Source organism: Enterobacter sp. A8 (assembly GCF_004296595.1).
GTDB classification, from domain to species: Bacteria; Pseudomonadota; Gammaproteobacteria; order Enterobacterales; family Enterobacteriaceae; genus Enterobacter; species Enterobacter cloacae.
On record NZ_SCMF01000004.1, the window covers coordinates 313,044 to 334,025 of the forward strand.

Sequence of the window (20,982 nt, forward strand, 5' to 3'; positions counted from 1 at the left end):
GCCACCGGGCAACAGGTGACCCAAAACAAGCGAGCAATTTGCATGTCTAAATCCGTACAAAGCAATAGCGCGGTTCTCGTTCACTTCACGCTGAAACTGGATGACGGCTCAACGGCCGAATCCACCCGCAATAACGGCAAACCAGCCCTGTTTCGTCTTGGCGATACGTCGTTATCTGAAGGTCTGGAGCAGCAGCTTCTGGGTCTGAAAGAGGGGGAGAAGAAGGCGTTTTCGCTGGAGCCGGATGCGGCGTTTGGCGTGCCAAGCCCGGATCTTATCCAGTACTTCTCTCGTCGTGAGTTTATGGATGCGGGCGAACCGGAAATCGGGGCGATTATGCTCTTTACCGCTATGGATGGCAGCGAAATGCCTGGCGTGATCCGCGAAATCAACGGCGACTCCATCACCGTAGATTTCAACCATCCGCTTGCCGGGCGCACCGTCCATTTTGATATTGAAGTGCTGGAGATCGATCCGGTACTGGAGGCCTGAAATGCAGATCCTGTTGGCTAACCCGCGCGGCTTCTGCGCCGGTGTAGACCGCGCTATCAGCATTGTTGAAAACGCGCTGGAGATTTACGGCGCGCCGATTTACGTGCGTCACGAAGTTGTACATAACCGTTACGTGGTCGACAGCCTGCGTGAACGCGGTGCAATCTTCATTGAGCAGATCAGCGAAGTGCCAGACGGCGCGATCCTGATTTTCTCCGCACACGGTGTCTCCCAGGCGGTACGTAACGAAGCGAAAAGCCGTGATTTGACGGTGTTCGACGCCACCTGTCCGTTGGTAACCAAAGTGCATATGGAAGTGGCGCGCGCCAGCCGTCGCGGTGAAGAGTCGATCCTGATTGGTCATGCGGGTCATCCGGAAGTCGAAGGCACCATGGGCCAGTACAGCAACCCGGAAGGGGGGATGTATCTGGTGGAGTCGCCGGAAGATGTTCTGACGCTGAACGTGAAAAACGAAGCTCGTCTGTCGTTCATGACGCAGACCACGCTTTCAGTTGATGATACGTCGGATGTGATTGACGCATTGCGCCAGCGTTTCCCGAAAATCGTTGGGCCGCGTAAAGATGATATCTGCTACGCAACCACTAACCGCCAGGAAGCGGTGCGAGCGCTGGCTGAACAGGCGGACGTGGTGCTGGTGGTCGGCTCGAAAAACTCCTCTAACTCCAACCGTCTGGCCGAACTGGCGCAGCGCATGGGCAAGGCGGCGTTTCTGATTGACGACGCGACGGACATTCAGGAAGCGTGGGTGAAAAACGCGGCCTGTGTCGGTGTCACCGCAGGGGCTTCCGCGCCGGATATCCTGGTGCAGAACGTGATCGCCCGTCTGCAGGAACTGGGTGGTGGCGAAGCCGTTCCGCTGGAAGGCCGCGAAGAAAACATCGTCTTCGAAGTCCCGAAAGAGCTGCGTATTGATGCACGCGAAGTGGAATAATCCTTCTTCTGAGGAAAGGCCAGCACCTCCTGTGCTGGCCTTTTTTTTATCTGCTACTTTATCGTGACGACAAAATCATGTCTTTTACTGATATTTGAGTCCGTTTCACGTTAAATTCTAATTATCGGTGTTTTCAGTTGGCAGGCCTGACAAAGGCTGGTTAATCTGAAAACGGTTTACATCATTTTAACGTAAGAGAATAACTATGCATGATGCACAGATCCGTGTCGCCATTGCGGGCGCGGGTGGACGTATGGGTCGCCAGCTCATTCAGGCGGCACTTCAGATGGATGGCGTAGCGCTGGGCGCAGCACTGGAGCGTGAAGGTTCTTCGCTTGTTGGGGCCGATGCCGGTGAACTGGCAGGCGCGGGCAAGACGGGCGTTACCGTTCAAAGCAGCCTTGATGCGGTGAAAGATGATTTTGATGTGTTTATCGATTTTACCCGGCCAGAAGGCACACTGACCCATCTGGCATTTTGCCGTCAGCACGGCAAAGGCATGGTGATTGGCACCACCGGGTTTGATGAAGCCGGTAAACAAGCCATTCAGGATGCGTCACATGAGATTGCTATTGTCTTCGCTGCTAACTTTAGCGTGGGCGTCAACGTTATGCTTAAGCTGCTGGAGAAGGCCGCAAAAGTGATGGGCGATTATACCGACATTGAGATTGTCGAAGCTCACCACCGTTACAAAGTCGATGCTCCCTCCGGCACGGCGCTGGCAATGGGCGAAGCGATTGCGCATGCACTGGATAAAGATTTAAAAGACTGCGCGGTATATACCCGCGAAGGCCATACGGGCGAACGCGTCCCGGGAACGATTGGTTTCGCAACCGTGCGTGCGGGTGACATCGTCGGGGAACATACTGCGATGTTCGCCGATATTGGAGAACGTGTAGAGATCACGCATAAAGCATCCAGCCGCATGACATTTGCGAATGGTGCCGTTCGCTCCGCTTTGTGGCTGAAAGGCAAAGAAAATGGTCTTTTTGATATGCGTGATGTGCTCGATCTCAACAATTTGTAAGGGATATTACCCATCGTGATGTGGTTATTGCAGTCGTAACTTTTTGATTGCATAGGGCAATAATTTATTGCCCTTTTATTTTATCCATTCCATATTAATTTCCCCCTTTTTCCACTAAAAGTAGATGTTATCCATTCGTTTTGTGTTGCTGATATGTAAATTTTGACCGTTTGGTCCACTTTTTATTATCTGCGCACCAGAAATTCCAATAAACTTGCCACGCAAGCGTTTTCTGTCGTGATTTACCTGATCTTTTTGCCGCTTAACATCTTTTCAGGCCGCCAGGCTTGCAAAAGGATAATTAAAATATCCGTTTTGAGTTGACTTTTACCTGGCAAATCTCCAGAATGCCGCCGTTTGCCAAAAATCCGCTGGCAACACATTTGCATTGATTTATGACATGGTTGTGAATTAATATGCAAATAAAGTGAGTGAATATTCTCTGGAGGGTGTTTTGATTAAGTCAGCGCTATTGGTTCTGGAAGACGGAACCCAGTTTATCGGTCGGGCCATAGGGGCAACGGGTTCGGCGGTTGGGGAAGTCGTTTTCAATACTTCAATGACCGGTTATCAAGAAATCCTCACTGATCCTTCCTATTCTCGCCAAATCGTTACTCTTACTTATCCTCATATCGGCAATGTCGGCACCAATGCTGCTGACGAAGAATCTTCTCAGGTACATGCGCAAGGCCTGGTCATTCGCGACCTGCCGCTGATTGCCAGCAACTTCCGCAATACCGAAGACCTCTCTTCCTATCTGAAGCGCCATAACATTGTGGCGATTGCCGATATCGACACCCGTAAGTTAACGCGTCTGCTGCGCGAGAAGGGTGCACAGAACGGCTGCATCATCGCAGGGGACAACCTCGATGCTGCGCTGGCGCTGGAAAAAGCGAAAGCCTTCCCGGGCCTGAATGGCATGGACCTGGCGAAAGAAGTGACGACCACTGAAGCATACAGCTGGACGCAAGGTAGCTGGACGCTTTCAGATGACCTGCCGGAAGCGAAAAAAGAGAGCGAGCTGCCGTTCCACGTGGTCGCCTACGATTTCGGCGCCAAGCGCAATATCCTGCGCATGCTGGTTGATCGCGGCTGCCGTCTGACGGTGGTGCCGGCGAAAACCTCTGCCGAAGACGTACTGAAGATGAACCCGGATGGCATCTTCCTCTCTAACGGACCTGGCGACCCGGCACCGTGCGATTACGCTATCGATGCTATCAAGTCCTTCCTCGAAACCGATATTCCGGTATTCGGCATCTGCCTCGGCCACCAGCTGCTGGCGCTGGCGAGCGGGGCGAACACCATTAAGATGAAGTTCGGTCACCACGGTGGTAACCACCCGGTGAAAGACATCGACAACAACACGGTGATGATTACGGCACAGAACCACGGCTTCGCAGTAGACGAAGCGTCAATGCCGGCTAATCTGCGCGTGACGCACAAATCCCTGTTCGATGGTACCCTGCAGGGGATCCATCGTACCGATAAGCCAGCGTTCAGCTTCCAGGGACACCCGGAAGCCAGCCCGGGGCCGCACGATGCCGCACCGCTGTTCGATCACTTCATCGAACTTATCGAGCAATACCGTAAGACCGCTAAATAATCAGGAGCCGAGAAGACCATGCCAAAACGTACAGACATAAAAAGCATCCTGATCCTTGGCGCTGGCCCGATTGTTATCGGTCAGGCCTGTGAATTTGACTACTCCGGTGCACAGGCGTGTAAAGCCCTGCGCGAAGAGGGTTACCGCGTTATCCTGGTGAACTCTAACCCGGCGACTATCATGACCGACCCGGAAATGGCGGATGCAACCTACATCGAGCCAATTCACTGGGAAGTGGTACGTAAAATCATCGAGAAAGAGCGTCCGGATGCGGTTCTGCCGACCATGGGTGGCCAGACTGCACTGAACTGCGCGCTGGAGCTGGAGCGTCAGGGCGTGCTGGAAGAGTTCGGCGTGACCATGATTGGTGCGACCGCCGACGCGATTGATAAAGCAGAAGACCGTCGTCGCTTCGACGTGGCGATGAAAAAAATCGGCCTCGACACCGCGCGTTCCGGTATCGCTCACAACATGGAAGAGGCGCTGGCCGTTGCGGCTGAAGTGGGTTATCCGTGCATTATCCGTCCTTCCTTCACCATGGGCGGCACCGGCGGCGGTATCGCCTACAACCGCGAAGAGTTTGAAGAGATTTGCGAGCGCGGCCTGGATCTCTCCCCAACCAAAGAGCTGCTGATTGATGAATCGCTGATTGGCTGGAAAGAGTACGAGATGGAAGTGGTGCGTGATAAAAACGACAACTGCATCATCGTCTGCTCCATCGAAAACTTCGATGCGATGGGTATCCACACCGGCGACTCCATTACCGTTGCGCCAGCGCAAACGCTGACCGACAAAGAGTACCAAATCATGCGTAACGCCTCGATGGCGGTACTGCGTGAAATCGGCGTCGAAACCGGTGGTTCTAACGTGCAGTTCTCGGTGAACCCGAAAACCGGCCGTCTGATTGTTATCGAAATGAACCCGCGCGTGTCCCGCTCCTCCGCGCTGGCCTCTAAAGCGACCGGCTTCCCGATTGCGAAGGTGGCGGCGAAACTGGCGGTCGGTTACACCCTTGACGAGCTGATGAACGACATCACCGGGGGCCGCACGCCTGCGTCCTTCGAACCGTCTATCGACTACGTTGTGACCAAAATTCCACGCTTCAACTTCGAGAAATTCGCTGGCGCGAACGACCGTCTGACCACCCAGATGAAATCTGTGGGTGAAGTGATGGCGATTGGCCGCACGCAGCAGGAATCCCTGCAGAAAGCGCTGCGCGGCCTCGAAGTGGGCGCGACCGGCTTCGATCCGAAAGTGAGCCTGGACGACCCGGAAGCACTGACCAAAATCCGCCGCGAGCTGAAAGACGCGGGCGCAGAGCGTATCTGGTATATCGCCGACGCCTTCCGCGCAGGCTTGTCCGTGGACGGCGTGTTCAACCTGACCAACATCGACCGCTGGTTCCTGGTGCAAATTGAAGAGCTGGTGCGTCTGGAAGAGAAAGTGGCGGAGCTGGGCATCAATGGCCTGGACGCTGACTTCCTGCGCATGCTGAAGCGCAAAGGCTTTGCCGACGCGCGTCTGGCAAAACTGGCCGGCGTGCGTGAAGCGGAAATCCGCAAGCTGCGCGACCAGTATGACCTGCACCCGGTCTACAAGCGTGTTGATACCTGTGCGGCAGAGTTCGCGACCGATACGGCTTACATGTACTCCACGTATGAAGACGAGTGTGAAGCGAATCCGTCCGTTGACCGCGACAAAATCATGGTACTGGGCGGTGGCCCAAACCGTATCGGCCAGGGCATCGAGTTTGACTACTGCTGCGTACACGCCTCTCTGGCGCTGCGCGAAGACGGTTACGAGACCATCATGGTCAACTGTAACCCGGAAACGGTCTCTACCGACTATGACACCTCTGACCGTCTCTACTTTGAACCGGTAACACTGGAAGACGTGCTGGAAATCGTGCGCATCGAGAAGCCAAAAGGCGTGATCGTGCAGTACGGCGGCCAGACGCCGCTGAAACTGGCGCGCGCGCTGGAAGCCGCAGGTGTGCCGGTTATCGGTACCAGCCCGGATGCCATTGACCGTGCAGAAGACCGCGAGCGTTTCCAGCAGGCGGTTGACCGTCTGAAGCTGAAACAGCCGGCAAACGCCACCGTGACTGCGATTGAACAAGCGGTTGAGAAGGCGAAAGAGATTGGCTACCCGCTGGTGGTGCGTCCTTCTTACGTGCTGGGCGGCCGCGCGATGGAAATCGTCTACGACGAAGCTGACCTGCGTCGTTACTTCCAGACGGCAGTTAGCGTGTCCAACGATGCACCGGTGCTGCTGGATCGCTTCCTCGACGATGCGGTTGAAGTGGATGTGGATGCTATCTGCGACGGTGAAATGGTGCTGATTGGCGGCATCATGGAGCACATCGAGCAGGCGGGCGTGCACTCAGGCGACTCCGCCTGTTCTCTGCCAGCGTACACCCTGAGCCAGGAAATTCAGGACGTGATGCGTCAGCAGGTGCAGAAACTGGCCTTCGAACTGCAGGTTCGCGGTCTGATGAACGTCCAGTTCGCCGTGAAAGACAACGAAGTCTACCTGATTGAAGTGAACCCGCGTGCGGCACGTACCGTACCGTTCGTCTCTAAAGCGACCGGTATTCCGCTGGCAAAAGTGGCGGCGCGCGTGATGGCCGGCCAGACGCTGGCACAGCAGGGCGTCACAAAAGAGATTATCCCGCCGTACTACTCGGTGAAAGAGGTGGTGCTGCCGTTCAACAAATTCCCGGGCGTTGACCCGCTGTTAGGGCCAGAGATGCGCTCTACCGGGGAAGTGATGGGCGTGGGCCGCACCTTTGCAGAAGCGTTTGCTAAAGCGCAACTGGGCAGCAACTCCACCATGAAGAAATCTGGCCGTGCGCTGCTCTCTGTTCGCGAAGGCGATAAAGAGCGCGTGGTTGACCTGGCTGCCAAGCTGCTGAAACAGGGCTTCGAGCTGGATGCAACCCACGGTACGGCGATTGTGCTGGGTGAAGCGGGAATCAACCCGCGTCTGGTGAACAAAGTGCATGAAGGTCGTCCGCACATTCAGGATCGCATCAAGAATGGCGAATACACCTACATCATCAACACCACTGCGGGCCGCCAGGCGATTGAAGACTCCAAGCTGATTCGCCGCAGCGCGCTGCAGTACAAAGTGCATTACGACACCACCCTGAACGGCGGTTTCGCAACAGCCATGGCGCTGAACGCGGATGCCACCGAGAAGGTGATTTCGGTCCAGGAAATGCACGCCCAGATTAACAAGTAAGACAAATTGCCCGGTACCGTTCGGTTACCGGGCATTCTTCCCCTCTTCAGAACCTTCTGGTTTTCCATCCGCATTCAGTCAGTTAGCCTAAAATGGTTAGGTCGATAATGAAATTCAACTAAGAGCAGGGGAAAACACCATGCAAAATAAACTACTGATCGCTTCCTTTCTGGCTGCCACTGCAATGTTCACCGTAGCGGGGTGTTCATCTAATCAGGCGGTAAAAACCACCGATGGCCGCACCATCATTACGGACGGCAAACCGCAGGTGGATGACGATACCGGTCTGGTGTCGTATAAAAACGCGGAAACTGGTCAAACCGAGCAGATTAACCGTGACCAGGTTAAATCCATGGGTGAACTGGATAATTAAAAAAAGCAGTGGCATCCGCCACTGCTTTTTTGCTTGATGCGGATGGATTACCAGCGGTGGTTTAACAAAATATGACCGCCATAAGCGGCATAGTTGTTTTCACCCCATTCGCCGCTGGCGCGAAGTGAAATTGTCGTGGTCTCGTTAAGATTGCCGGTAATACCCAGCTCTACCTGACCACGATCCTCCGGCGTATCATTACTTACGGTTTCGTCGTTGAAGGCCAGATCGTTTTGACCTGCACCCTTCAGCCAGTTTACCGCAACGTATGGCTGCCAGGCCGTGACGTCCTTTTGCTGGAAATAGCTGGATTTCACACCCAGACGACCGAAGACGCTGTCGTTATCCAGAGTCGTCACCCGGACGCCATCACGATCTGTATGATTTTCCTGATCAAGATAGCTGTAGATCACCTGCGCCTGAGGCTCGATCTTCCAGGTACGCTCGTTTTCAGATGGGATAACCCACGCATGGCCGACTTCAACAGACGCGGCAAAACCTTCGCTGTTGTAATCTTCATCGTTGCGGTTGCTGGTCACTTTGTTGTTGTACCAGCTGTAGGCGGCCCAGGTATCAATGTAACTGCCCAGGCGTAATTTCTGATCTTCCTGCCAGGTGGCGTAGAGCCCAACGTTGAAGCCATCGACTTTACCCTGTGCGTCACGCACGTTGTGTTTCGCATCTGAGTGGGTCTTCGCCTGGCCTGCACCGAACATGCCACCGGCACGCAGGATACCGCTGTCCATTGGCTTGCTGAGGAAATCGCTGCCGACTTGCAGAACGGTGGTCGTGGTGTCGTAGCTGACTTTATCGCCGCCTGCATCATTTTCATGGTAACGACCTTTAACATACATCCAGGTATTCAGATCGTCTTCGTTACGGAAAGTGAGCTGATCGCGATCGTCACGTTTGTGCAGGAACATACTCTGAGCAGCCAGATAGTTGCCTAAATACGCGCCCACTTCAGGTGCCATCACTTCTGGTGCTGGGGTATTGCCGCCGCCGTTATCGGTATTATTACCACCGTCGCCGTTATCATTGCCGCCGCTGTTGCCGCCATCGTCGGTATTGCTGCCATTGTCATTGTTACCGCCATTATCAGTGTTACCGCCATCGTCGGTATTGCCACCGTTGTCGGTATTATCACCGTCATCGGTATCATCTGTTGGATCGACAGGTGGCGTGGCCTTCGATTCCAGGTACCAGTTCCCGTCACTATGCTGGTAAAGAGAGTATTCGTATGCGCCTGCCACAACCGGTTTGGCCAGCGTCAGCTGTGCTTCAGAGCTGCCGGTAACGCTGACAATCTCCATGCCGTTAACGGTCTGTGCGCCAAGTCCACCCATGTTGCTGACGGTCACGCCGGACTGGCCAAAACTGCTGCCGGTTATTGTGAGATGATCGGTAGGTGCCGTGTCAGTACCCAGCTCGCTGTTTAACACAATCTGGCTACCTTCTGCGCCGGTATAGTCGCCATTGATGGTAAAGTCATTACCCACGCTGTGGTCGGCAGCACTGAGCAAAAGCGTGCCGCTGTTGGTCACGTTGCCGTTAATGGTATCAATGCCGGCGTCTCTGAGGGTTGCATTACCCTCAATTGCATTCCACGCTGCCAGCGTACCGCCGCTGAGAATAGTGATGTTGTTGTAGACGGTTCCTGCGGTGGCAAACTTTGCCCCGTTCTGCACGGTGAGAGTGGCATTGCTGTTTTCAACACCTAACGTTGCGCCTGCCGCTACCAGCGTTGTGCCGCTTCGCAGGGTCGTATCGCCGGTATAGCTGTTGTTGCCGGTAAGCGTCAGCGTATTCGCATCAACTTTCTCTACGTTTCCGCTGCCGGTCATGTCGGTAGAAAACGTAAAATTGCCTCCCTGGTTAAAGATAACCGTACCATTGTTGGTTAGGCCGCCGCTGAGACTTGCCATACCTTCGCCATTGCCCAGCTGGAGCGTGGCTTCATTTGCCACCAGCGTATTGCCAGCATTGGAAACGGTACCCGCCAGGGTCAGGTTGCCGCTATTCACCTGCAGTGAATCACCTGCACCAATAATGTCGACGTTACCCGTCAGCGTCCAGTCTTCACCGTTCATTTTGACAGAGGCGAAACCATCGCCTTCGTTCAGTCCGATAAAATTGCTGTCTTCTGTACCGGTGCCTACCAGGGTCAGGGTGTTACCTTTCGAGACTGTCGAAATAACGTCACCTGATAATGATGAGCCAGTATTAAGCACCAGGGTGTTATTTTTATCGCTGGCAAAAAATACTGCCGCATTTCCACCCCCGAGCGAACCGCTATTCGTAATATCAACTTTAGCGTTACCTGAGACATAAATACCGTTCTGCGTGCCTTCAATAACACCACTATTTAAGACTTTTGTATTGCCACTACTTAAAGCAATACCATCACCGTCAATACCCGTGATTTTGCCATCATTGTTGATGCCTAACCCTGTCTCGGCGCTCAAACCCGTTTTGCCTTTAATCAATCCTGATTCGGTATTAGTGATATTGATAGCAGATGATGACTCACTAATGAAAATACCTTTTTCAGCACCCGTTATATTTCCACTATTATTGAAGTCACCCAGTAAAGACTCCACATTTACTGCGTTTGCGCTGGTAGAAGAAATTGTTGCACCGACTTCATTTTCAACAACAACACGCTGGGCGCCGGTGTTAATATCAAGACCGTTGGCCGCTCCAGATATATTACCTTTATTTGTTACTGATGTGACATCAATACCTGATACGGATACGGCTGCTTTATTGCTTGAGGAAGAAATCGTTACATCTTTATTGATAACATATTCGGTATCAGCGGAAAAATCTTGTGGGACGGAAGTAGACTGTTCAATAATTCCTGCTGAGGTTATTGCTGGTGTGAATGCCAATATGGCGGGGAACAGTCTTCCGAGCATTCTGGTTGTTCTGTTAAGTTCAATGCGTATATTACTCATGCACACATCCATTTGAATGAAAAGTTCGTGAAATGTTCAGGTTAATAATTGCGTATACATTTCTGAAGAGCGGTTATCGCAAAACCATCTAAAATTATTATTTTTTCAATAGGTTATGTATACTTTGTTTTATTAAAAAGTCGTTTTAAGAATGCTTAATATTTCAGTGTGGTAAATGTAAAATTGGTTAGATATTTCTGGCGACTATGGATTCCTGTTTGTTCAAAGACGCACATATATGAACAACATTGATGGTTAAAGAAGCAGTTACGCTACTTGCGATTTGCCGCCACCAGGCAATGGGAGACTTTCAGTGAGCGAGTTAAATGTCTACACTCACTGCTACCAGAGAGAACGGAACCGTAAAGACAGGCTAACTGATGATTCTGATAATTTATGCGCATCCCTATCCGCATCACTCCCATGCGAATAAGCGCATGCTTGAACAGGTAAGGACACTCGACAACGTAGAGATACGTTCCCTCTATCAACTTTATCCTGATTTTAACATCGACATCGCCGCTGAACAGGAGGCGCTCACTCGCGCCGATCTGATCATCTGGCAACACCCGATGCAGTGGTACAGCATACCTCCGCTCCTCAAATTGTGGATCGACAAAGTCTTTTCCCACGGCTGGGCGTATGGTCACAACGGGCATGCGCTGAAGGGAAAAAGCCTGATGTGGGCTGTTACCACCGGTGGAGGAGAAAGCCACTTCGATATTGGCTCTTTCCCGGGTTTTGAGGTGCTGGCACAACCGCTTCAGGCGACAGCACTCTACTGTGGTCTTACCTGGCTTCCTCCATTTGCTATGCACTGCACATTTGTTTGTGACGATGAGACGTTGCAGGCGCAGGCTCGTCATTATAAACAACGCTTACTTGAGTGGCAGGAGACGCACAATGGATAGCCATACGCTGATACAGGCGCTGATTTACCTTGGCGCGGCGGCGCTGATTGTGCCCGTGGCGGTTCGCCTGGGGCTGGGCTCCGTGCTGGGCTACCTGATCGCCGGGTGTGTTATCGGACCCTGGGGATTCCGCCTGGTCACCGACGCGGAGGCGATCCTGCATTTCGCCGAAATTGGTGTCGTGCTGATGCTGTTTGTCATTGGTCTGGAACTTGACCCGCAGAGGTTGTGGAAGCTGCGCGCCTCAGTGTTTGGCGGCGGGGCGCTACAAATGGCGGCCTGTGGTCTGCTGTTGGGCGGCTTCTGTATTCTGCTGGGAATGGACTGGAAAGTGGCAGAGCTTATTGGCATGACGCTGGCACTCTCTTCGACGGCGATTGCCATGCAGGCAATGAACGAGCGAAACCTGACTGTTTCACAGATGGGACGCAGTGCGTTTTCGGTTCTGCTGTTTCAGGATATCGCGGCCATTCCGCTGGTGGCGATGATCCCGCTGCTGGCCGCAAGTGGGGCCTCCACCACGCTCGGCGCTTTTGCCCTCTCTGCGTTGAAAGTGGTCGGTGCGCTGGCACTGGTTGTCCTGCTTGGCCGGTATGTAACACGTCCGCTGCTTCGATTCGTCGCCCGCTCGGGGCTGCGGGAAGTGTTCAGTGCCGTGGCGCTGTTCCTGGTGTTTGGTTTTGGTCTGCTGCTGGAGGAAGCCGGGCTGTCGATGGCGATGGGAGCCTTCCTCGCGGGCGTTCTGCTGGCCAGCTCAGAGTATCGACACGCGCTTGAAAGTGATATCGAGCCATTTAAAGGACTGCTGCTGGGGCTGTTTTTCATCGGGGTCGGGATGTCTATCGACTTTGGCACGCTGGTCACGCATCCACTGCGGATCCTCATCCTGCTGGTCGGTTTCCTGGTCATCAAAATGGTGATGCTGTGGCTGATCGCCCGTCCGCTGAACGTGCCTGGCAGACAGCGTCTTTGGTTCGCCGTGCTGCTCGGACAGGGAAGCGAATTCGCGTTTGTGGTCTTCGGCGCAGCGCAAATGGCCAATGTGCTCGATCCCGAGTGGGCGAAAGCGCTGACGCTGGCGGTCGCGCTGTCGATGGCGGCAACGCCGATCCTGCTGGTGCTGCTGACGCGTCTGGAAAAAACCGGCAGCGAACAGGAACGCGAAGCCGATGAGATCGATGAGGAACAGCCGCGGGTCATCATCGCCGGATTCGGTCGCTTTGGGCAGATCACCGGTCGTTTACTGCTCTCAAGCGGGGTAAAAATGGTCATCCTCGATCACGATCCGGACCATGTGGATACCCTGCGTAAGTTCGATATGAAAGTCTTCTACGGCGATGCAACGCGTGTCGATCTGCTGGAATCAGCCGGGGCAGCAAAAGCGGAAGTCCTCATCAACGCGATTGACGATCCCCAGACCAGTATGCAGCTGGTTGAGCTGGTGAAGGAGCATTTCCCGAACCTGACCATTATCTCCCGCGCGCGCGATGTGGATCACTATATCCAGCTGCGACAGGCGGGGGTGGACGCACCCGAACGTGAAACCTTCGAAGGGGCGCTTAAGTCTGGCCGCATGGCGCTGGAAAGTCTGGGCCTGGGCGCGTATGAAGCGCGCGAGCGTGCGGACCTGTTCCGTCGCTTCAATACCGATATGGTGGAAGAGATGGTGGCGATGGCGGGCAGTACGGCCTCAGAGCGTGCAGCGGTGTTTAAACGCACCAGTGCGATGCTGACAGAGATCATTAACGAGGATCGTAATCATCTGTCGCTGGTGCAGCGTCATGGCTGGCAGGGAACGGAGGAGGGCAAGCATACCGGCGATCCGGCGGACGAACCGAAGAGTAAACCTTCCGCGTGAAGTGGAGTTGCCAGCAATATTAAAAAATTTCTCTCTCTTTACCATGCCGCCAGTCGACGAAAGATTAAGCTTTCCGTATAGTGGCGGCAATTTTTTGCATCCGGGAAATTTTCAATGATCAGTCTGATTGCAGCGCTGGCGGTGGACCGTGTTATCGGTATGGAAAATGCCATGCCGTGGAACCTGCCTGCCGATCTCGCATGGTTTAAACGTACGACGTTAAACAAGCCGGTAGTGATGGGCCGCCTGACCTGGGAGTCGATTGGTCGTCCATTGCCGGGCCGTAAGAATATCGTGATCAGTAGCCAGCCAGGCACTGACGATCGCGTCGAATGGGTGAAATCCGTGGACGAGGCGATTGCCGCGTGCGGTAACGCCGAAGAGATCATGGTGATTGGTGGTGGGCGTGTATATGAGCAGTTCCTGCCAAAAGCGCAAAAGCTCTATCTGACGCATATTGATGCGGAAGTGGAAGGCGATACCCATTTCCCGGACTACGATCCGGACGAGTGGGAATCGGTATTCAGCGAATTTCACGACGCGGATGCGCAGAACTCACACAGCTACTGCTTCGAGATTCTGGAACGTCGCTAGTTGATAGACCCTCTCCCGGCCGGGAGAGGGAATTCACTCTCAGGAGGCGACTGCCTCGCCTTCCCCCAGGTCCAGCTGTCGGTTGGACGGCTGCACGAAGTATGTTTTATCTTCCCAGCGTAAGCAGGTTAAATCCCCGCCCCAGCAACAACCGGTATCAAGACCGTAGATCCCGTCTGGCGTGCCTTTCCCTTCTAGCGCGGCCCAGTGGCCAAACACCACGCTGTACTCACTGGTGACCGGTCCGGGAATCGCAAACCACGGTTTAAGTGGTGCAGGTGCGCTTTCCGGCGTCTCTTTTGAGTACATATCCAGTTGCCCGTTCGGGAAGCAGAAACGCATCCGTGTGAACGCGTTCGTGATAAAACGCAGACGCGCCAGACCGCTCAGATCTTCACTCCAGTGATTTGGCATGTCGCCGTACATGGCATCAAGGAAGAAGGGATAGGAATCGCTCGCCAGCACGGCTTCTACGTCACGCGCGCAGGTTTTGGCCGTCTCAAGATCCCACTGTGGGGTGATCCCGGCGTGTGCCATGACCAGTTTTTTCTCTTCATCGATCTGCAACAGGGGCTGACGACGCAGCCAGTTGATCAGTTCGTCGGCGTCTGGCGCCTCCAGCAGCGGGGTGAGGCGATCTTTCGGCTTATTGCGGCTGATGCCGGCAAAGACGGCGAGCAGATGCAAATCATGGTTGCCCAGCACCATGCGAACGCTGTCGCCCAGCGATTTTACGAAGCGTAAAACCTCCAGAGAGCCTGGCCCACGCGCCACTAAATCGCCCGTCAGCCAGAGAATATCCCGTCCTGGCGTAAAGTCGACCTGTTTTAATAATGCGATCAGTTCATCGTAGCAACCGTGAACGTCGCCAATCAGATATGTAGACATTAGATTAATGAATGAGTGTTGTAACGGCGAGACGGAACACAGGAATAGCAACGCGGAACACATTGCCATCGACGTCGACCATTTCATAATGGCCTTGCATGGTACCCAGCGGCGTTTCGATCACTGCACCGCTGGTGTACTGATACTCTTCGCCAGGGGCGATGTGGGGCTGTTCACCAACCACACCTTCACCCTGAACTTCGATTTCACGGCCATTGCCGTTAGTGATAAGCCAGTAACGCCCGAGCAGTTGCACAGGCATCCGCCCCAGGTTGCGAATGGTCACGGTGTAGGCGAAAACAAAACGTTCTTCATCGGGTGAGGACTGCGACTCAACGTAAACGCTTTGTACCTGGACACAGACGCGGGGCGAATCAATCATGGCTTAACTCTCCTTCGGCGGCGCATTTTCGCTAATGTAATTAGCCAATTTACAGTACTGCTCAACAGAGATGTTTTCTGCTCGCATTGCCGGGTCAATGCCCAGCTCGGCCAGCACGTCAACGGTGAACAGATTGCCGAGGCTATTACGGATCGTTTTACGGCGCTGGTTAAAGGCTTCTGTGGTGATGCGGCTCAGTACGCGCAGGTCTTTGACCGGGTATGGCATCGTTTTATGCGGCACAAGGCGCACAACCGCAGAGTCGACTTTTGGCGGCGGCGTGAAGGCAGACGGCGGCACTTCGAGTACCGGGATCACATTGCAGAAATATTGTGCCATCACGCTTAAACGACCATACGCTTTACTGTTCGGCCCTGCAACCAGACGGTTTACCACCTCTTTTTGCAACATGAAGTGCATGTCGGCAATGGCATCAGTATAGCTAAAGAGGTGGAACATCAGCGGCGTGGAGATGTTATAGGGCAGGTTACCGAATACGCGCAGCGGCTGACCCATTTTTTCCGACAGCTCGCCAAAATTCATGGTCATGGCATCTTGCTGATAAATCGTCAGCTTCGGCCCAAGGAACGGGTGCGTTTGCAGACGAGCAGCGAGATCGCGGTCGAGTTCGATAACGGTCAGTTCGTCCAGACGTTCGCCGACGGGTTCAGTCAGTGCTGCCAGACCGGGGCCGATTTCAACCATCGCCTGGCCTTTTTGCGGATTAATGGCCGAAACAATACTGTCGATCACGAACTGATCGTTGAGGAAGTTTTGCCCGAAGCGTTTACGGGCTAAGTGGCCCTGATGGACTCGATTAGTCATTGAGTATTAACAATCATTTTGATGGCGAGATTAAGCGCCGTAATAAAACTGCCGACATCCGCTTTTCCCTGGCCTGCCAGATCCAGCGCAGTACCGTGGTCAACGGACGTTCGAATAAAAGGTAAACCGAGGGTGATATTCACACCGCGGCCAAAGCCCTGGTATTTTAGCACGGGCAGGCCCTGATCGTGGTACATCGCGAGCACGGCATCGGCATTATCCAGGTATTTGGGCTGGAAAAGGGTATCGGCAGGCAATGGCCCGCTCAGGTTCATCCCTTTCGCCCGCATTTCATTCAGCACCGGAATGATGGTGTCGATCTCTTCAGTCCCCATATGCCCGCCTTCCCCGGCGTGTGGGTTCAGGCCACAGACCAGAACGTGCGGCTGTTTAATACCGAATTTGGTCTGCAGATCGTGATGCAGTATCCCGATGATCTCTCGCAGCAGTTCAGGGGTGATGGCGTCAGGAATGGCCTTAATCGGCAGATGGGTTGTTACCAGAGCCACCCGCATCGCTTCCGTCGCCAGCATCATCACCACTTTCGGGCTGTGCGATCGCTCTTCAAAAAACTCGGTATGTCCGGTGAACGGAATACCGGCTTCGTTAATCACCCCTTTGTGCACGGGGCCCGTAATCAGGGCAGCAAATTCACCCTTTATGCAACCATCGCAGGCGCGCGCCAGGGTTTCGACAACATAGTGGCCGTTTTCAGTGCTGAGCTGACCCGGAATAACAGGAGTACGAAGAGGGACGGGAAGAAGCGTGAGCGTTCCGGCTTGCTGCGGTGCAGGCTGCTGGCCTTCAACGTAGGGGATAAGCGTTAAAGGCAGACCGAGCAGTGAAGCCCGGTCTTGTAACAGTGTTGCATCAGCACAGACGACCAGTTCCACCGGCCAGCTACGTTGGGCAAGCTGGACCACGAGGTCAGGCCCAATCCCGGCGGGTTCGCCGGGGGTGATCACAACACGATGCTGTTTCATTAGTTGCTCAGAACTTTCACGTAAGCGCTGGCGCGTTGTTCCTGCATCCAGGTTGCCGCTTCTTCAGAGAACTTACGGTTGAACAGCATACGATAGGCTCTGTCTTTCTGCGCTGCGTCGGTTTTATCAACGTTGCGGGTATCCAGCAGTTCGATCAGATGCCAGCCAAAGGAGGAGTGTACCGGCGCACTCATCTGGCCCTTGTTCAGCTTCATCAGCGCATCGCGGAATGCCGGATCGTAGATATCCGCCGCCGCCCAGCCCAGGTCGCCGCCCTGGTTAGCAGAGCCAGGATCCTGAGAGAACTCTTTTGCGGCATTCGCAAACGACGTTTTTCCGCTCTTAATGTCCGCAGCAATCTGTTGCAGCTTCGCACGCGCCTGATCGTCCGTCATGATCGGTGACGGTTTCAGCAGAATGTGGCGAGCATGAACTTCGGTGACGGAGATGTTCTGGCTCTGACCACGCAGATCGTTGACTTTCAGGATGTGGAAGCCAACACCTGAACGGATTGGACCCACGATGTCGCCTTTCTTCGCCGTGCTCAGCGCCTGGGCAAAGATGGATGGCAGTTCCTGAATACGTCCCCAGCCCATCTGGCCGCCTTTCAGCGCCTGTTGGTCTGCAGAGTAGGTAATGGCCAGCTTGCCAAAGTCACTGCCGTTACGTGCCTGCTCAACGATAGCGCGCGCCTGGCTTTCCGCTTCTGCGGCCTGGTCAGACGTTGGGTTCTCAGGCAGCGGGATCAGAATATGGCTCAGATTCAGCTCGGTGCTGGCATCGTTCTGGTTGCCCACCTGTTTTGCCAGCGCGTCGACTTCCTGCGGCAGGATGGTGACGCGGCGACGAACTTCATTGTTACGCACTTCTGAGATCAGCATCTCTTTACGGATCTGATTACGGTAGGTTGAATAGCTGATGCCATCATAGGCCAGACGACTACGCATCTGATCCAGGGTCATATTGTTCTGCTTAGCGATGTTAGCGATCGCCTGATCGAGCTGCTCGTCAGTGATCTTCACGCCCATTTTCTGACCCATTTGCAGGACAATCTGATCCATGATCAGACGTTCCAGGATCTGATGGCGCAGCGTTGCGTCATCCGGAAGTTGCTGACCCGCCTGGCCCGAATTGAGCTTCACAGATTTCATCAAACCGTCAACGTCACTTTCGAGCACGACACCGTTGTTAACCACAGCGGCGACCTTATCAACAACCTGGGGGGCCGCGAAGCTGGTATTCGCAACCATAGCGACACCGAGCAGCAGCGTTTTCCAGTTCTTCATACTTTTTCCATTTCAATTAACCGCAAAGCGGATTACGTTGCAAAACAAGCACATTACAAGGAACTGCGGTACGGCAGAATGTTCGAGCGCAGCATCTGCTGCGTGCCCAGGCCGTAGTTTGAGCTCAGGCCGCGCAATTCGACATTAAAGCCAATCACGTTATCGTATTTGCTCTGATTGTTTTGAGTATCCCAGCCGTTAAGCTTGCGTTCGTAGCCGACACGCAGCGCGTAACAGCAGGAGTTATATTGCAGACCAACCATCTGGTCAGCAGGCTTGTTGGCGTTAGTGTCAAAGTAGTATGCGCCCACAATTGACCAGCGGTCAGCGATTGGCCAACTGGCTGCACCACCCACCTGCGAAATCCCGTCTTTATACTGTTCACTGGTGGCATAGTTCGGCAATGTTGCCTGAATATATTCCGGGCTGGCGTAACGATAGGTCAACTGCACCATACGATCTTCATCGCGACGGTACTCGACGGCTGCACTGCTGGTCGCAATATTGTCGAGACGCGTGTCGTACTGCAGACCCCCGCGTAAGCCCCAGCGATCGGTCATGCGCCAGTAGGTATCGCCCGCCCACACCAGCGAACCTGTTTTGTTGTCTTTCTCCCAGTTGATATTGTCATCACCGGTACGAGACTCGGTGAAATAGTAGATTTGACCAACAGAAACGTTAAAACGTTCAACGGCAGATTCATCATAAACGCGCGTTGTGACGCCGGTCGTTAACTGGTTCGCGGAAGCAATACGGTCGAGACCGCCGTAGGTACGGTCACGGAACAGGCCGCTGTAGTCAGACTGCAGGAAAGCGGAGTCATAGTTCTGGATTTTGCTCTGATCGCGATAAGGCACGTACAAATACTGCATACGTGGCTCAAGCGTCTGCGTATACCCATCCGCCAGCAGACCCATATCGCGCTCGAAGATCAGCTTACCGTCCATTTTGAATTGTGGAAGAACGCGGTTCACGGATTCGTCAAGGTCGGTGCCATAACGGTTGTTATACCAGTCCACATTTTTCTGCTGGTAATGGGTCGCCATCAGCTTGGCTTCGGTATTCAGACTCGACCAGTTGTTCGACAGCGGTAAATTGATCGTCGGTTCTAAATGAACACGCGTGGCTTCCGGCATGTCCGAGTTGGTATTGACGAAATGCACTGCCTGAGCGTAGACGCGGGTATCGAATGGACCAACATCGTTCTGATACCAGTTCACATCCAGCTGCGGTTCTGCACCGTAAGTGCTTCGCGTCTGGCTATCAAACACCTGGAACTGCTTCGTCGACACCGTAGCGTTGAAGTTCTGAATAGCATAGCCAACGCTAAATTTCTGCGTGGCGTAACCATCGGTACTGGAACCGTACTTGGAATCGAAGTCGTTGAAATAGTAAGGATCGCTGACTTTGGTGTAGTCGACGTTAAAACGCCAGACCTGGTCCATGACGCCAGCGTGACGCCAGAAGTACATCCAACGGTGTTTATCACCTTCTGTTGGGTGCTCATCCTGGAAGACTTTATCTGATGGCAGATAATCCAGTTCCATCAAACCGGTACCCGCCTGGGTCAGATAGCGGAACTCGTTTTCCCACATGACGTTGCCGCGCTTATGGATATAGTGCGGCGTGATCGTGGCGTCCATGTTGGGCGCGATGTTCCAGTAATACGGCAGATAGAACTCAAAATAGTTCGAGGTGCTGTATTTGGCATTTGGGATCAGGAAACCTGAACGACGTTTGTCGCCCACGGGAAGTTGCAGGTACGGGCTATAGAAAACCGGCACCGGGCCGAGTTTAAACCGGGCGTTCCAGATTTCTGCGACCTGTTCTTCACGGTCGTGAATTACCTCACTTCCGACCACGCTCCAGGTATTCGAACCCGGCAGACAGGAGGTGAAGGAACCGTTTTCCAGAATCGTATAGCGGTTTTCACCGCGCTGTTTCATCAGATCTGCTTTACCACGCCCCTGACGACCTACCATCTGGTAATCACCTTCCCAGACGTTCGTATCTTTGGTGTTCAGGTTTGACCATGCTTTCGGACCTTTCAGGATGACCTGATTGTCGTCATAGTGCACATTACCCAGCGCATCCACCGTTCGTACCGGTTCGGCCGCACCTTCCGGCTGCTTCTGGTGCAACTGCACTTCATCTGCCTGCAGGCGGCTATTGCCCTGATTAATATCCACACTGCCCGTAAACGTGGCATTGTCAGGATAGGTTCCTTTAGAACTGTCGGCAGTAATGGTTACCGGCAAGCTATTTGTATCGCCACTCACCAGTGGGCGATTATAACTTGGGACGCCAAGCATACACTGCGAGGCAAGATCGGCCGCCAGCCCCTGTTGACTGTACAGGGCGGTGCCAATCATTGTGGCCAGGAGGGTGGGGATACGTTTTTTCATACGTTATATTTTAGTGTTCCGTCATCAGTGGCTACGGCTTACAAACGCTCAGAGACTATCTTACTCATCAGCGCAGTACCAGCGTTAATCCTGCCCGTTTGCGTGCCAGAGTGTTAGGCTCGCTATCGAATGACGAGTATGATAATGCAAATTATAGGCGATGTCCCTCAATTGACCGTGGCTCGACCACTGTAATGATGGCG

The 20,982-nt window shown here is 53.8% G+C and carries 17 protein-coding genes; 10 read left to right on the forward strand and 7 right to left on the reverse strand.

The window, feature by feature from the left end:
* Positions 1–42: 42 nt before the first annotated feature.
* The 6 genes from fkpB (at position 43) to EQV24_RS17210 (ending at position 7,690) form a co-directional block, all read left to right on the forward strand.
* A complete protein-coding gene (fkpB, locus tag EQV24_RS17185; RefSeq protein WP_013095528.1) occupies positions 43–492 on the forward strand; it encodes an FKBP-type peptidyl-prolyl cis-trans isomerase in 450 nt (149 codons plus the stop codon).
* Position 493: 1 nt separating this feature from the next.
* A complete protein-coding gene (gene ispH, locus EQV24_RS17190; protein ID WP_028015471.1) occupies positions 494–1,444 on the forward strand; it encodes a 4-hydroxy-3-methylbut-2-enyl diphosphate reductase in 951 nt (316 codons plus the stop codon).
* 205 nt (positions 1,445–1,649) lie between these two features.
* Entirely contained in the window at positions 1,650–2,471 is an 822-nt protein-coding gene (dapB, locus tag EQV24_RS17195; protein ID WP_130626872.1) for a 4-hydroxy-tetrahydrodipicolinate reductase, read from the forward strand.
* Positions 2,472–2,925: 454 nt separating this feature from the next.
* Complete coding sequence (gene carA / locus EQV24_RS17200) at positions 2,926–4,074, forward strand: glutamine-hydrolyzing carbamoyl-phosphate synthase small subunit (protein ID WP_023620045.1); 1,149 nt, start codon at positions 2,926–2,928, stop codon at positions 4,072–4,074.
* Positions 4,075–4,092: 18 nt separating this feature from the next.
* A complete protein-coding gene (gene carB, locus EQV24_RS17205) occupies positions 4,093–7,317 on the forward strand; it encodes a carbamoyl-phosphate synthase large subunit (protein ID WP_013095532.1) in 3,225 nt (1,074 codons plus the stop codon).
* A gap of 139 nt (positions 7,318–7,456) precedes the next feature.
* On the forward strand, positions 7,457–7,690 hold the full coding sequence (locus tag EQV24_RS17210; RefSeq protein WP_130626873.1) for a YgdI/YgdR family lipoprotein: 234 nt from the start codon (positions 7,457–7,459) through the stop codon (positions 7,688–7,690).
* 47 nt (positions 7,691–7,737) lie between these two features.
* Here the strand turns inward: EQV24_RS17210 and EQV24_RS17215 are convergent, their stop codons facing one another.
* Positions 7,738–10,155 (reverse strand): autotransporter outer membrane beta-barrel domain-containing protein, encoded by a 2,418-nt coding sequence (locus tag EQV24_RS17215; RefSeq protein WP_230210020.1) that lies wholly within the window; start codon positions 10,153–10,155, stop codon positions 7,738–7,740.
* A gap of 67 nt (positions 10,156–10,222) precedes the next feature.
* On the opposite strand from EQV24_RS17215, the gene EQV24_RS23865 reads away from it, so the two are divergent.
* The 4 genes from EQV24_RS23865 (at position 10,223) to folA (ending at position 14,010) form a co-directional block, all read left to right on the forward strand.
* Positions 10,223–10,663 carry a hypothetical protein gene (locus EQV24_RS23865; protein WP_162185059.1) on the forward strand — a complete coding sequence of 147 codons (441 nt, stop codon included), beginning with the start codon at positions 10,223–10,225 and terminating at the stop codon, positions 10,661–10,663.
* A gap of 364 nt (positions 10,664–11,027) precedes the next feature.
* The gene (kefF, locus tag EQV24_RS17220) at positions 11,028–11,558 is read left to right on the forward strand and encodes a glutathione-regulated potassium-efflux system oxidoreductase KefF (protein WP_048972731.1); all 531 of its coding nucleotides are present in this window, start codon (positions 11,028–11,030) and stop codon (positions 11,556–11,558) included.
* The gene (gene kefC / locus EQV24_RS17225; RefSeq protein ID WP_095907326.1) at positions 11,551–13,416 is read left to right on the forward strand and encodes a glutathione-regulated potassium-efflux system protein KefC; all 1,866 of its coding nucleotides are present in this window, start codon (positions 11,551–11,553) and stop codon (positions 13,414–13,416) included. Before kefF ends, kefC begins: the two co-directional genes overlap by 8 nt.
* 114 nt (positions 13,417–13,530) lie before the next feature.
* Positions 13,531–14,010: a type 3 dihydrofolate reductase gene (gene folA / locus EQV24_RS17230; RefSeq protein ID WP_008502023.1), complete on the forward strand. Its 480-nt coding sequence runs from the start codon at positions 13,531–13,533 to the stop codon at positions 14,008–14,010.
* 39 nt (positions 14,011–14,049) lie between these two features.
* On the opposite strand, the gene apaH is transcribed toward folA, so the two are convergent.
* Genes apaH through lptD form a run of 6 tightly spaced genes read right to left on the reverse strand, consistent with a single transcriptional unit; the run spans position 14,050 to position 20,779 of the window.
* Complete coding sequence (gene apaH, locus EQV24_RS17235; protein WP_020688477.1) at positions 14,050–14,898, reverse strand: bis(5'-nucleosyl)-tetraphosphatase (symmetrical) ApaH; 849 nt, start codon at positions 14,896–14,898, stop codon at positions 14,050–14,052.
* Positions 14,899–14,902: 4 nt separating this feature from the next.
* Complete coding sequence (gene apaG, locus EQV24_RS17240; protein WP_013095539.1) at positions 14,903–15,280, reverse strand: Co2+/Mg2+ efflux protein ApaG; 378 nt, start codon at positions 15,278–15,280, stop codon at positions 14,903–14,905.
* 3 nt (positions 15,281–15,283) lie between these two features.
* Positions 15,284–16,105 (reverse strand): 16S rRNA (adenine(1518)-N(6)/adenine(1519)-N(6))-dimethyltransferase RsmA, encoded by an 822-nt coding sequence (gene rsmA, locus EQV24_RS17245; protein WP_013095540.1) that lies wholly within the window; start codon positions 16,103–16,105, stop codon positions 15,284–15,286.
* The gene (pdxA, locus tag EQV24_RS17250) at positions 16,102–17,088 is read right to left on the reverse strand and encodes a 4-hydroxythreonine-4-phosphate dehydrogenase PdxA (RefSeq protein ID WP_013095541.1); all 987 of its coding nucleotides are present in this window, start codon (positions 17,086–17,088) and stop codon (positions 16,102–16,104) included. The genes rsmA and pdxA overlap by 4 nt, the downstream gene beginning before the upstream one ends.
* The gene (gene surA, locus EQV24_RS17255; RefSeq protein WP_013095542.1) at positions 17,088–18,374 is read right to left on the reverse strand and encodes a peptidylprolyl isomerase SurA; all 1,287 of its coding nucleotides are present in this window, start codon (positions 18,372–18,374) and stop codon (positions 17,088–17,090) included. The genes pdxA and surA overlap by 1 nt, the downstream gene beginning before the upstream one ends.
* 53 nt (positions 18,375–18,427) lie before the next feature.
* The gene (gene lptD / locus EQV24_RS17260; protein WP_029882686.1) at positions 18,428–20,779 is read right to left on the reverse strand and encodes an LPS assembly protein LptD; all 2,352 of its coding nucleotides are present in this window, start codon (positions 20,777–20,779) and stop codon (positions 18,428–18,430) included.
* Positions 20,780–20,982: the final 203 nt, after the last annotated feature.